Genomic DNA, 12,247 nt, shown 5'->3' with positions numbered 1-12,247 from the left:
TGATTTCCATCCCGGATGGGAATAACCAGGTTGGCGGGTCAGGACTTGGCGAGGAACTCTTCGTCGCGGTCGCTGAAGATCAGGTCGAGTTCGTCGGCGAGCTGCGGATGCTGGGCGAGCAGCGGATCGGCGTCGACGATCTCGAACGCCGCGTTGCGAGCGAGTTCGACGAGCTTGCGGTCGCGGCGCAGCGACGCCAGCTTCAGGTCGCTGCGTCCCTTCTGCGCGGTCGACATCAGCGTGCCTTCGCCGCGCAGATCGAGGTCGACCTCGGCGAGCGCGAACCCGTCGGTCGTCGACACCAGCGCTTCGACCCGCGGATTCTCCTCCTCGGTCTGTTGGGTGACCAACCAACACACCGACGCGTGCTCGCCGCGCCCGACGCGGCCGCGGAGCTGGTGGAGTTGGGCGATGCCGAACCGGTCGGCGTCGAGGATCACCATCACGGTCGCATTCGGCACGTCGACGCCGACCTCGATCACCGTCGTCGCGACGAGGACGTCGATGGCGCCGGCGCGAAACGCCTCCATCGTCTGCTCCTTCTCCCCCGGCGTGAGTCGCCCGTGCAACAGGCCGATGCGTAGCCCCTCGAGCTCGTCGTGCTGCAGACGTTCGAAGGTCTCCTGCGCCGATGCAACTTCGAGCTTCTCGCTCTCGTCGATCAACGGGCACACCACGTAGGCCTGTCGACCCGCTTTGATCTCGTCGCGGACCTCCTGCCACACGCCGGTCTCCATCAGCGGACCATTGGCCCAGTGCGTCTTGATCGGGGTGCGACCGGGCGGGAGTTCGTCGAGGATGCTCACGTCGAGGTCGCCGTACACGGTCATGGCGGCCGTGCGCGGAATGGGCGTCGCCGTCATCACCAGCGTGTCGGGGGTCGTGCCGTCGACGGTCTTGTCACGCAGTGCGGCCCGCTGCTCCACCCCGAAGCGATGCTGCTCGTCGACCACGACCACGCCGAGCGAAGCGAAGTCGACCTTGTCCTGGATCAGCGCGTGCGTGCCGATGGCGATGTCGACCGAACCGTCGGCCAAGCCGGCCATCACGTCCTTGCGCTCGGCACCGGTGACCCGGTTGGTGAGCAACTCGACCCTCAGCGGCCGATCACCGAACAGGTTGCCGGGATCGGGCACGGTCACGCCGGCCAAGAGCTCCGAGATTCCGGCCGCATGCTGCTCGGCGAGCACCTCGGTCGGCGCCATGAGTGCCGCTTGGTGCCCGCCTTCCACCGCGGCCAGCATCGTCGCCACGGCGACCACGGTCTTGCCGGCACCCACGTCGCCCTGCAGCAGGCGGTGCATCGGGTGCGGCGCGGCGAGATCGGCTTCGATCTCGGCGATCGTTCGCTTCTGCGCCCCGGTGAGGTCGTACGACAGCGCGGTGTAGAACCGATCGACCAGCTCACCACTGATCTGATGTGCGATGCCACGCTGCTCGCGTTCCATCAAGCGCTTTCGCAGCACCAGCACGAGTTGCACTCGGAGCAGTTCGTCGAACGCGAGCCGGCGGCGGGCGATCTCCTTCTGGCGGATCTCCTCCGGAAGATGGATGCCGTGCAGCGCCGTCGCACGATCCGCGAGACCGTGCTCACGGAGGATCGACGCGGGGACCGGATCGGCGATGCCGCGCTCGGCGCAGCGACGCAACGACTCCTCGATCCAGCCGGCCATCTCCCACGTGTTGATCTGAGCCTTCTCGCTCTGCGGGTAGATCGGGACGATGCGTCCGGTGCGGTCGCCGATCAGGTCGACGACCGGGTTCGACATCTGCAGCCCACCGCGGTAGGTGTCGGCCTTGCCGAACAACGCTATCTGCAATCCCTCCTTCAGTTGGCGTTCACGCCACGGCTGATTGAAGAACACGAGGTCCATCCGGCCCGACCCGTCGCCCACGTTGACGTTCACCATGGTCCGCCGATTGCGCGTGGTTCGCTTCGTCACCGATCGCACCGTGACGAGCACGAGCGCTTCCTCACCAGGAACGAGATCGGCGATACGCGCTTCGTTCGTGCGGTCGACCCATCGGCGCGGATACGTCGTGACGAGGTCGAGCACGTTGGTGATCCCCACCTTCTCGAGCGCAGCCTCCTTCTTGGGGCCGACACCCTTGAGCCGCCCGATCGGAATCGCCGCGAGGTCGCGCAGCGTGATCTCAGTCATCGCAGGTGAGAGTAGGCGACGGCGCTCGCCCGGTCGGACTCACGATGTCGGGCGTCGATCCCACGAGGTCAGTGAGTGCCGAGTCGCGTGCGGAGGAACGTGAAGATCAGCGCCTGCATGGTCGCCTGTTGACCGGCATCGGCTGCCCCACCGTGCCCTCCTTCGATGTTCTCCCAGTAGGTCACGTCGAGCTGGTGTTCGAGGAGACGGGCCGCCATCTTGCGGGCGTGACCGGGGTGGACGCGATCGTCACGCGTCGACGTGGTGAGCAGAATCGGCGGATACGCCGTGCCCGGCCGCACCAGGTGATACGGCGAGTACCCCTCGAGGTACGCCCAGTCCGCAGGATCGTCGGGATCGCCGTACTCGGCCATCCACGACGCACCGGCGAGCAGCAGGTGGTAGCGCTGCATGTCGAGCAGCGGCACCTGACACACGATCGCCCCGAACAGCTCGGGGCTGCGGACGTACATGTTTCCGACGAGTAGACCGCCGTTGCTGCCGCCCGACGTGCCGAGGCGCTCCGGCGACGTGAATCCTCGTTCGGTCACGGCTCGGGCGACCGCCTCGAAGTCTTCGTACACCCGCGGTCGTCGCTCGCGCAGTCCGGCGCGGTGCCAGGCCGGGCCGTACTCACCGCCGCCGCGGATGTTGGCCACCACGTACACGCCACCCGCCGTGAGCCACGACCGGCCGATCACCGCCGAGTAGGCGGCGGTGCGAGCGATCTCGAATCCGCCGTAGCCCGACAGCAGGGTCGGGACCGAGCCGTCGGTGCGACGCAGCGCATCGGCGTGCCCGACCACGAAGTACGGCACTCTCGTGCCGTCGGTGCTCGTGGCGAAGTGCTGCTCGATCAAGATGCCCGACGAGTCGAATCGATGCGGTGCCTGGCGCACTTGCTCGGGCGCACCGCCAGCGGCGGTCGATGCGAGGTAGAGCGTCTCGGACGTGACGAAGTCGTTGCCGTGAATCCACACGTCGTCGAGTTCGTCGCCGTCGACTGCCGACACGGCGAGCGACCAGACGTCGGGGGCGCCGTCGAGCGGATGGATCGACCACGCATCACCGATTCCGTCAGCCGCCGGTGGCTCCGCGACCCACAGTTGGTTGCGGACGTCGTCGAGCACGTTGACCACGACTCGGTTCCGGGTGCATGCGAAGCTCTCGAGCGCCCGGGTCGCCGTCGGCGTGAAGATCTGAGTCAGCGACGCATCCCTGGAGAGGAAGGTGTCGATCGGCGCAGCGAGCAGCGAGCCGCCGGGATACGTCACCCCACCGTGGGCGTAGTCGGATCGCGGTGTCACGAAGATCCAGCGTTCGTGGAACCGCACCTCGGCATCGTCGGGCACGTCGACGGCGACGAGTTCGCCGTCACGCATGATCCACGTCTTGGTCGTGAAGAAGTCGGGCGCACGCTCGAACACGTGGTGTTCGAAGCCGGCCATCTTCGACACGGCGACGCCGGCGGCCACGTCGGCGACGTCGCCTTCGAACACGATCTCGGCGTCGGCGAGCGGCGTCCCTCGTCGCCAGCGGCGAACGGTGCGCGGGTAGCCCGAACGGGTCAGGCTGTCGGGCCCGAAGTCGGAGGTGACGTACACGGTGTCGTCGTCGATCCAGGTGAGTCCGCCCTTGGCCAACGGCCGCACGAAGCCGCCCTCGTCCTCCGGCACGAAGCGCAGGTCGACGAGGTCGAACTCGCGGGTGACCGAGGCATCCGACCCGCCCGGCGACAGGTCGACGAGCGCCCGCCGACGATCGGAACGCCGGGTCGACGAACCGTGGAACACCCACGACTCCCCTTCCGTCTCGCAGAGCGCGTCGATGTCGAGGATCGTCTCCCATTCCTCCTCGCCACGCAGATAGTCGGCCCACCGGGCCCGCCGGAGAATGCCGCGCCGGTGCGACGCGTCGGTCCAGAAGTTGTGGACCAGGTCGCCGTGTCGCGTCGGGTAGGCGATGCGGTCATCGGCTTCGAGCACGGCCAACGTGTCGGCGCGGAGCGCTTCGAACTCTGGCCGGTCGAACAACTCCGCTTCCGAGTCGGCGTTGCGCTCGCGAACCCAGTCGAGCGCTCGGTCTCCCTCGACGTCTTCGAGCCAGAGGTACGGGTCGGCAACACCTTCGTCAGTCACGACGTGAACGGTACCGATGCGGTGCCCGGCCGGACGCTTTGTCTCAGAGACAAACCGTCCGGGCGGTTCGTCTCGAGCGGGAGCGCTATTCGACGCCGAAGAGGTAGGGATAGAGCGGCTGCCCGCCGACGTGCACCTCGACCGACACCGCGGCGTGGTGGTCGCGGAGCCACCCGGTGATCGACGCCGTGGTGGCGTCGTCGGCATCGGCGCCGGTGATGATCGTCATCAACTCGGCGTCGTCACCGACGATGCGATCGAGCAGGTTGAGCACCGCTTCGAGTTGCGTTCGGGCGGCCGAGGCGATGCCGTCGCCCTTGACGATCCCGATCCAGTCGCCTTCGTGGATCTCGCCGATGTCGGTCTTGGTGTCGCGAACCGCCTGCGTGATCTCGCCCGTGACGACCGACGCCGCGGCCTCGCTCATCTCGTCGCCATTGACGTCACAGCCGGCTTCGGGGTCGTACACGACGAGCGCTGCAAGACCTTCCGCCATCGAACGAGTCGGCACGACGACGACGCGCTTCGAGGTGAGTGCGTCGAGTTGTTCGGCGACCGGGATGATGTTCTTGTTGTTCGGCAGCACGATGACCTGGTCGGCGTTGACGTGTTCGACGGTGTCGAGCAGTTCTGCCGTGGACGGGTTCATGGTCTGGCCGCCGGTGACCACTCCCTGCACGCCGAGTTGCGCGAAGAGTTCGACGAGACCGTCACCGGTGCACACGCCGACGACGGCGGTGGTGACGGGCGGCAGACCAGCGCCGGCCGCGGCCTTGACCGGCTTCGACGGGGCAGCGGCACCGCCACCGTCGGACTGCATCTCGGCCTCGCGCTTGGCGTGTTCTTCGTCGACCTCTTCGAACAGGTCGCTCACGCGGATCTGCCGTGGACGGCCTCCGAGGTCGAGCGGTACTTCGATCGCTGCGCCGATGTCGTTGGTGTGGACGTGACAGTTCCAGAGCCCGTCGCCGCCGACGACGACGATGGAGTCGCCGATCGCTCCCCAACCCTGCTTGAAGTCGTCGATCATCGCGTCGTCGAGATCGAGGAAGTACATGACCTCGTAGCGCTGCTCGCTCACGTCGAGTTCGCCGTGTACGTCGGACGACCGGTGCGCCACCGCGTCGAACGCCGCACCGACCGCTCCCCCGGTGCCATCGTCTTCCTCGGCCTCGGGCAGCGGGTCACCGTCGACGACGTGCAACGCCGAGTCGAGCAGCAGCAGGAAGCCGGCGCCACCGGCGTCGACGACGCCTGCGTCTTTGAGCACCGGCAGTTGCTCGGGTGTGTTGTCGAGTGCGGTCTTGCCCGCCGCTCGCGCCGCGCGCACGACCTCGATGAGCGAACCGCCCTCGTCGGCCGAGGCCTTCGCGGCGTCGGCGCTCTCGCGGACGACGGTGAGAATCGTGCCTTCGATGGGCTTGAGCACCGCCTGGTACGCACCGGCCGACGCCGCTTGGAGCGCGTCGGCGAACCGTCGACCCATCGACTCGCCATCGGAGGGTTCGACCTTCATGGTCGACGCGATGCCGCGCATGATCTGGCTGAGGATGACGCCGCTGTTCCCGCGGGCACCCATGAGCGAGCCGTGGCTGATGGCGTCGCACGTGGCTTCGAGGTCGTCGACCGCCGCCGTCTCCATCTCGGTGACGACCGCTTCGAGCGTGCGCGCCATGTTGGTGCCGGTGTCGCCATCGGGCACCGGGTACACGTTGAGTCGATTGAGTCCGCCTGCGTGTGCCTTCACCGTGTCACGAAAGGTGACGACGAGATCCCGCAGCGCTTCGGTGGTGAACCGTTCCAGAGTTGGCACGAGGCGAGAGTCTACGGCGCATGGCGCCCGGGCGAGTCGCCGCCGCGCACCGGGCTGCGCCGCGGCACCGATCCGGCACGAACCGCCGGCATCGGCGCCAGGATCGACGAACGGAGTTCGAGCGCTGAATCGGCGTCAGGATTTGCGCGACCGCGTTGCGTTGGACGGCCCGATTGGGGCGATAGCGTAATCCGCCGTTCGGTGCGGCTGTCAGGTCGTCGCCGTCAGTAGGACTCGCAGGAGAATCATCATGGCAAGCAAGTGTGAAATGTGTGGCAAGGGCCCGTCGTGGGGCATGTCGGTGTCGCACTCGCATCGCCGCACCAAGCGCCGTTGGAACCCGAACATCCAGCGCATCCGCGCCTCGGTCAACGGAGCGACCAAGCGTGTCAACGTGTGCACCGGTTGCATCAAGTCCGGCAAGGTCGTCAAGGCCGGCTGAGCGCCTGACCTCGACGTCTTCACTTCTCACCACCCGACGCGGTACGTTCCTTTCTATGCAGGGCGTCATCAAGGCCTACGACCCCACCACCGGTGACGGTCTGGTCATGTGCGATACCGATCTCAACGACTACGAACTCGCGGCCGATGCGCTGCAGGGTTCGATCTTCCGCATGCTGCGCCAAGGCCAGCGTGTGTTGTTCGTCCTCGACGACGCCGGCCGAGCGACGCAGCTCAGCATGGGCTCCGAGGTCGACATGGGCACCCCCGGCCACGAACCGCTCAACTAGCGGCCAGCCCACCACACCGACTCCGACATCGCTCGACGGCCGCGTCTGCGCGGCCTCGAGCTCGGCGTCGGCGACCATGGCGCACCGCTGCTGACCTGGGGATTGCCGCGAACCGGCAGCCCGCTGCACGCCGCCAGCCGCAGCGATCACTCGTTGCGATGTGACCCCGACCGCCTATCGCTTCGAGAGATAGGGGTATGGGAAGGTCTGATGAAAGCGCTTGCAGCGCCCATCGGATTCCCGATCTCACCCGAATGTTGTTTACGGTGGGTTCACCTCGACGATCGGTTCGTCGCGGTCCATCTCAACGGGGAGCAACAACATGAGCGGTACGACGACGAATCAGCGCCTGAAGGACTGGGTGGCCGAGTGGGCAGCGATCATGCAGCCCGCCGACATCTACTGGTGCGACGGCAGCGCCGACGAGTACGAACGACTGTGCCAAGAGCTGGTCGATTCGGGCACCTTCACCAAGCTCGACGAGGCCAAGCGCCCGAACAGTTACTGGGCCCACTCCGATCCCGGTGACGTCGCCCGCGTCGAGGATCGCACCTTCATCTGTTCGGAGACCGAAGAAGAAGCCGGCCCGAACAACAACTGGTGCGACCCGGCCGAGATGCGCGAGAAGATGCGTGACCTCTACACCGGCTGCATGAAGGGCCGCACGATGTACGTCGTGCCGTTCTCGATGGGCCCGCTCGGCTCCCCCATCGCCCACATCGGCGTGCAGCTCACCGACTCGGCGTACGTCGCCACCAACATGCGCATCATGACCCGCATGGGCCAGGGCGCACTCGACGTGCTCGGCAACGACCAGTGGGTGCCCTGCCTCCACTCGGTCGGCGCACCGCTCGAAGACGGAGCGACCGACGTTCCGTGGCCGTGCGACGCCGAGAACAAGTACATCGTGCACTTCCCGCAGTCACGTGAGATCTGGTCGTACGGCTCCGGATACGGCGGCAATGCGCTGCTCGGCAAGAAGTGCTTCGCGCTCCGCATCGCGTCGGTCATGGCCCGCGACGACGGCTGGCTCGCCGAGCACATGCTCATCCTCAAGCTCACCAACCCCGAAGGTGAATCGAAGTACATCGCGGGCGCCTTCCCGTCGGCCTGCGGCAAGACCAACCTGGCGATGCTCGTGCCGACCATCCCGGGCTGGAAGGCCGAGACGATCGGCGACGACATCTGCTGGATGAAGATCGGCGACGACGGCCGGCTCTACGCGATCAACCCCGAAGCAGGCTTCTTCGGCGTCGCACCGGGCACCAGCGACAAGACCAACCACAACGCCATGGAGACGATGTGGGGCAACTCGATCTTCACCAACACGGCACTCACCGACAACGGTGACGTGTGGTGGGAAGAGATGACCGACGAGCCGCCGGCACGCGCCACCGACTGGAAGGGCAACCCCTGGAACCCCGAGGTCGACACCCCGGCCGCACACCCGAACGCACGCTTCACGGCACCGGCGTCGCAGTGCCCGTCGGCCGCACCCGAGTGGGAAGATCCCGCCGGCGTGCCGATCTCGGCGATCCTGTTCGGTGGCCGCCGCCGCACGACCGTGCCGCTGGTGACCGAAGCCGACAGCTGGGACCACGGCGTGTTCCTCGGCTCGATCATGGCCTCCGAGAAGACCGCCGCCGCCGAGGGAACGCAGGGCGAGCTCCGCTTCGACCCCATGGCGATGCTGCCGTTCTGTGGCTACAACTACGCCGACTACTTCGCTCACTGGCTGTCGATGAAAGACCGCACCGACGTGTCGAACCTGCCGAAGATCTTCTTCGTCAACTGGTTCCGTCGCGACGACGACGGCCGCTTCCTGTGGCCTGGCTTCGGCGAGAACAGCCGAGTGCTCAAGTGGGTGTTCGAGCGCGTCGACGGCAAGTCGGAAGCGATCGACACCCCGATCGGCAAGCTGCCGCCGAAGGGTGCACTCGACCTCGACGGTGTCGACGTCGACGACAAGGACCTCGACACGCTGCTGTCGGTCGACGTCGACGGTTGGAAAGCCGCCGTGCCGCAGATCCGCCAGCACTTCGCTCAGTTCGGCGACAAGCTCCCCAGCGAGCTCTCCAAGGCCGTCGACGACCTCGAAGCCGCACTGTAATTCAGCTTCGCGCACAGCGGAGTGCTCGCTGCGCTCGCTCCGCTTCGAGTGCCTGCGGCGCACCGGGGCGCGGGAGACAAGTGCCGCACCATCCAATGTGTCCAGGGAACTGGACCGAGGGAAACAATTCGACTTGTTTCCCTCGGTCCCGGTCCCAGGGAATCAAGCCGAACATAATCTGAAAACGAGAGAAGCCCCGGCCGTGAGGCCGGGGCTTCTTCAGTTCTGCGGGTGATCCCGATCAGGCGTCAGCGCTCTCCAGCGGCTTGACGTCGACCACCTTGCGGCCCTTGCGGGAACCGAACTTGACGCTGCCGTCGATCGTCGAGAACAACGTGTCGTCCTTCCCGATCTTGACGTTCAGGCCCGGGTGGAACCGAGTTCCACGCTGGCGGATGATGATCGAGCCGGCGGTGATCTTCTCACCGTCGAACGCCTTCACGCCGAGGCGTTGTGCGTTGGAGTCGCGCCCGTTGCGGGTTGAGCCGCCACCTTTGGTCTTTGACATGGGGTATCTCCTGTCTCAGCTCGTGATCGAGGTGATCTCGACCATGTGGTACTTCTGGCGGTGCCCGTACCGGCGACGGTTGTTGGTCCGGCGCTTGTAGGTGAAGCCGTTGATCTTCGGACCAGCGACACGGGCAACGATCTTGCCGGACACGGTTGCGCCCTTGAGTTCGTCGGGGGTGGAGAGCACGGTGTCGCCGTCGACGATCATGACAGGGGTGAGCGAAACTTCGCTTCCCTCGTCACCATCGAGCAACTCGACTCGGACCTGTTCTCCTTGGGCGACCTTTTCTTGCTTGCCGCCTGAAGCGATTACTGCGTACATAGCGAAAGACGATGCTAGCGCCGCCGAACCACCGTTACACCGGTTCGGCGGCCGTCACAGCCGATTCTTCCCGGACGGTTTGTCTCTGAGACAAACCGTCCGGTCAGCAGACGTTGCAGGAGCCGTCGTCGGTGCCGGGCACCGCTTGAAACTCGACCTTCAACTTCTTGCTCAGCCCACCCTTGGTCACCACACGCATCGACTCGGCCATGCCGATCAACTGCGGGGTGATGAGGATCTGAAACTTCTCGTGACGCAGCTTGCGGTACGGAGCGAGGTTCTTGCCTTTGACGTTGGTGTCGACCGACACCTCAGCGACTTTGCCTCAACCGGTGGGGCGGATGAAGTCGATCGACATCGTTCCGCCCTTCTTGGCCAAGACCTTCTGAGCGTCGTCGGTGATCTCGATCCGCATCAGACCAGCCTATTCGAGCATCGAGAAATCGACGCGCACGCCCCGACCGTCGCAGTCCGGGCAGATCTCGCTGTACTCGGTCAGCAAGCCCTCACCGATGCGCTTGCGGGTCATCTCGACGAGACCGAGCTCGCCGACATCGAACACCTGCGAGCGGGTCTTGTCACGAGCCAGCGCGTCGCGGAGCGCCCCGGCCACCTTGGCCCGGTTCTCCTTGATCTCCATGTCGATGAAGTCGATCACGATGATGCCGCCGATGTCACGCAAGCGCAGCTGCTTGGCCACCTCCTCGGCCGCCTCCATGTTGTTGTGGAAGACGGTCTCCTCGAGGTTCGACTTGCCGACGTTCTTGCCGGTGTTGACGTCGATGACCGTGAGCGCCTCGGTGTGCTCGATGATGAGCGACCCACCCGACGGCAGCCAGACCTTGCGGTCGAGCGCCTTGTGCACCTGCTCGTGCACGTGGAAACGCTCGAACAGCGACAAGCCCTCCTTGTCGGCGTCGTAGTACTCGATGCGATCGGCCAGCTCGGGGTTGAACGCCTGAACGTAGTCACGCACCTCCTCGTACAAACGCTTGTCGTCGATCATCACACCGCGGTAGTCGGCGCTGAACTCCTCACGGATCACGCGCACCGCGAGCTCGGGCTCCCGCGACAGCAGCGTCGGGCGCTGCGCCTTGGCCGCCTTCTTCTCGATCTCGTCCCACTGCTTGAGCAGGATCGTCATGTCGGCGACCAACTCGTCCTCGGTCGCGTGCTCGGCTGCCGTACGAACGATCAGGCCGTGCTGGTCGGGCTTCACCCGGTCGAGGATGTTGCGGAGCCGCTTGCGGACGTCGTCGGGCAGGCGCTTCGAGATGCCGTACGTCTTCGAGTTCGGGATCAGCACCACGAAGCGTCCCGGCAGCGACACCTCCTGCGTGAGGCGAGCGCCCTTGTGCGCGATCGGGTTCTTGGTGACCTGGCACAGGATCAACTGCTTGTTCTTGAGGATGTCTTCGATGCGCGGGTTCTTGCCCTTGACCTCGATGTCCTCGGGGTCGTACTGCACGTCACCGCGGTACAGCACCGCGTTCTTCGGCGTCGTGATGTCGACGAATGCGGCTTCCATGCCCGGCAGCACGTTCTGCACCTTGCCCACGTAGATGTTGCCGTGGATCTGCGCGACGTCGTCGGCCGGACGGCTCACGTAGTGCTCGATCAGGCTGCGACCTTCGAGCACGGCGACCTGCGCCATGCCAGGACGAACCTGGACGCACATGAAGTACCGGCCGATCGGCTTGCCGTCACGCTCACGACCCTTGCGCTGCTCGAGCAGCGCCTCGTCGAGCGCTGCGTCCTTTCCACGCCCACGACCGCGACCGCGGCCCTTCTTCTTCTGGCCGCCGCCGTCGCTCTGCTTCTGTTTCTTCTGGCCGTCGTTGCGCTGGCGCGACGATCCGTCACCCTGGCCACCACCGTTGCCACCGCCACGACCACCGCGACGGCGCTTCTTCTTGCCCTCACCGGACCCGCCATCGGCATCGCCCGATTTGGACGACGACGCTGATGCCGACGGTGGCGGCGACGTCGGAACCGGCATGGTGTCGCCGATGCGGGGGCGTTTCACCAGCGCCTTCTCGGCCGCCTCCTTCGACGCTCGCCCCTCGCTGATCTTCTCGGGCAGTTCGACGTCGTTGCGGGCATCTCCACCCACCGGGCCGTCGCCGTCGGGACGCGAGCGTTCCTGGCCGCCGCGGCGATGCTGTCCGCCGCGTGATCCCCGCTTGCTCTGTCCGCCACCGCTGCGCTTCGGCGCACCGCTGCCGCTGCCGCTGCCGCCGTCGCCGTTGGCCGGCGAGTCGCCGCTACCCGACGAGTCGTTGGTCGAACTCGACGATTCGGACGTGTCCTTCGACGGCCCGGACCCGTCTGAGGCGTCTGGTGCCATTCCCTGATCGTTGCTCATGTTGATGAAAGTCCCTTCTCGGAGGCGTGCCGAATCGGCCGTGCCCCACCACCCCGGCCGGGACACACAGGGTCCGGGTCAGGGCATTGATGTTCG

The 12,247-nt window shown here is 66.1% G+C and carries 10 protein-coding genes; 3 read left to right on the top strand and 7 right to left on the bottom strand.

Annotation, left to right across the window (positions count from 1 at the left end; all coding sequences use genetic code 11):
* Window positions 1-38: 38 nt before the first annotated feature.
* The 3 genes from recG to YM304_RS25380 all read right to left on the bottom strand — a co-directional run bounded on the left by recG (window position 39) and on the right by YM304_RS25380 (window position 6,113).
* Entirely contained in the window at window positions 39-2,162 is a 2,124-nt protein-coding gene (gene recG / locus YM304_RS09275; RefSeq protein WP_015441414.1) for an ATP-dependent DNA helicase RecG, read from the bottom strand.
* Window positions 2,163-2,230: 68 nt separating this feature from the next.
* Window positions 2,231-4,300 (bottom strand): prolyl oligopeptidase family serine peptidase, encoded by a 2,070-nt coding sequence (locus YM304_RS09270; protein ID WP_015441413.1) that lies wholly within the window; start codon window positions 4,298-4,300, stop codon window positions 2,231-2,233.
* An 85-nt stretch (window positions 4,301-4,385) separates the two neighbouring features.
* On the bottom strand, window positions 4,386-6,113 hold the full coding sequence (locus YM304_RS25380) for a DAK2 domain-containing protein (RefSeq protein WP_015441412.1): 1,728 nt from the start codon (window positions 6,111-6,113) through the stop codon (window positions 4,386-4,388).
* A 250-nt stretch (window positions 6,114-6,363) separates the two neighbouring features.
* Here YM304_RS25380 and rpmB point away from each other — a divergent pair, with 250 nt between their 5' ends.
* From rpmB to YM304_RS09250, 3 genes are all read left to right on the top strand, one after another.
* A complete protein-coding gene (rpmB, locus tag YM304_RS09260; RefSeq protein WP_015441411.1) occupies window positions 6,364-6,555 on the top strand; it encodes a 50S ribosomal protein L28 in 192 nt (63 codons plus the stop codon).
* Between the two features lie 55 nt (window positions 6,556-6,610).
* Entirely contained in the window at window positions 6,611-6,844 is a 234-nt protein-coding gene (locus tag YM304_RS09255; protein ID WP_015441410.1) for a cold-shock protein, read from the top strand.
* 322 nt (window positions 6,845-7,166) lie between these two features.
* Entirely contained in the window at window positions 7,167-8,954 is a 1,788-nt protein-coding gene (locus YM304_RS09250; RefSeq protein WP_015441409.1) for a phosphoenolpyruvate carboxykinase (GTP), read from the top strand.
* A 241-nt stretch (window positions 8,955-9,195) separates the two neighbouring features.
* On the opposite strand, the gene rpmA is transcribed toward YM304_RS09250, so the two are convergent.
* The 4 genes from rpmA to YM304_RS09230 form a co-directional block, all read right to left on the bottom strand.
* On the bottom strand, window positions 9,196-9,462 hold the full coding sequence (gene rpmA / locus YM304_RS09245; protein ID WP_015441408.1) for a 50S ribosomal protein L27: 267 nt from the start codon (window positions 9,460-9,462) through the stop codon (window positions 9,196-9,198).
* Window positions 9,463-9,477: 15 nt separating this feature from the next.
* Window positions 9,478-9,786 carry a 50S ribosomal protein L21 gene (gene rplU, locus YM304_RS09240; protein WP_015441407.1) on the bottom strand — a complete coding sequence of 103 codons (309 nt, stop codon included), beginning with the start codon at window positions 9,784-9,786 and terminating at the stop codon, window positions 9,478-9,480.
* Between the two features lie 103 nt (window positions 9,787-9,889).
* Window positions 9,890-10,096 carry a hypothetical protein gene (locus YM304_RS09235; protein WP_015441406.1) on the bottom strand — a complete coding sequence of 69 codons (207 nt, stop codon included), beginning with the start codon at window positions 10,094-10,096 and terminating at the stop codon, window positions 9,890-9,892.
* A 114-nt stretch (window positions 10,097-10,210) separates the two neighbouring features.
* Entirely contained in the window at window positions 10,211-12,133 is a 1,923-nt protein-coding gene (locus YM304_RS09230; protein ID WP_015441405.1) for an Rne/Rng family ribonuclease, read from the bottom strand.
* Window positions 12,134-12,247 lie beyond the last annotated feature (114 nt).

This window comes from Ilumatobacter coccineus YM16-304, assembly GCF_000348785.1.
Classification (GTDB): domain Bacteria; phylum Actinomycetota; class Acidimicrobiia; order Acidimicrobiales; family Ilumatobacteraceae; genus Ilumatobacter_A; species Ilumatobacter_A coccineus.
This window is presented reverse-complemented; position numbering and strand designations above follow the sequence as displayed.

What these genes read in the sequence shown, in the direction of transcription:
- YM304_RS09230 (WP_015441405.1), bottom strand. Translation starts at nt 12,133, where the DNA reads ATGGCACCAGACGCCTCAGACGGGTCCGGGCCGTCGAAGGACACGTCC.
- YM304_RS09250 (WP_015441409.1), top strand. Translation starts at nt 7,167, where the DNA reads ATGAGCGGTACGACGACGAATCAGCGCCTGAAGGACTGGGTGGCCGAG.
- rplU (WP_015441407.1), bottom strand. Translation starts at nt 9,786, where the DNA reads ATGTACGCAGTAATCGCTTCAGGCGGCAAGCAAGAAAAGGTCGCCCAA.
- rpmB (WP_015441411.1), top strand. Translation starts at nt 6,364, where the DNA reads ATGGCAAGCAAGTGTGAAATGTGTGGCAAGGGCCCGTCGTGGGGCATG.
- YM304_RS09255 (WP_015441410.1), top strand. Translation starts at nt 6,611, where the DNA reads ATGCAGGGCGTCATCAAGGCCTACGACCCCACCACCGGTGACGGTCTG.
- rpmA (WP_015441408.1), bottom strand. Translation starts at nt 9,462, where the DNA reads ATGTCAAAGACCAAAGGTGGCGGCTCAACCCGCAACGGGCGCGACTCC.
- recG (WP_015441414.1), bottom strand. Translation starts at nt 2,162, where the DNA reads ATGACTGAGATCACGCTGCGCGACCTCGCGGCGATTCCGATCGGGCGG.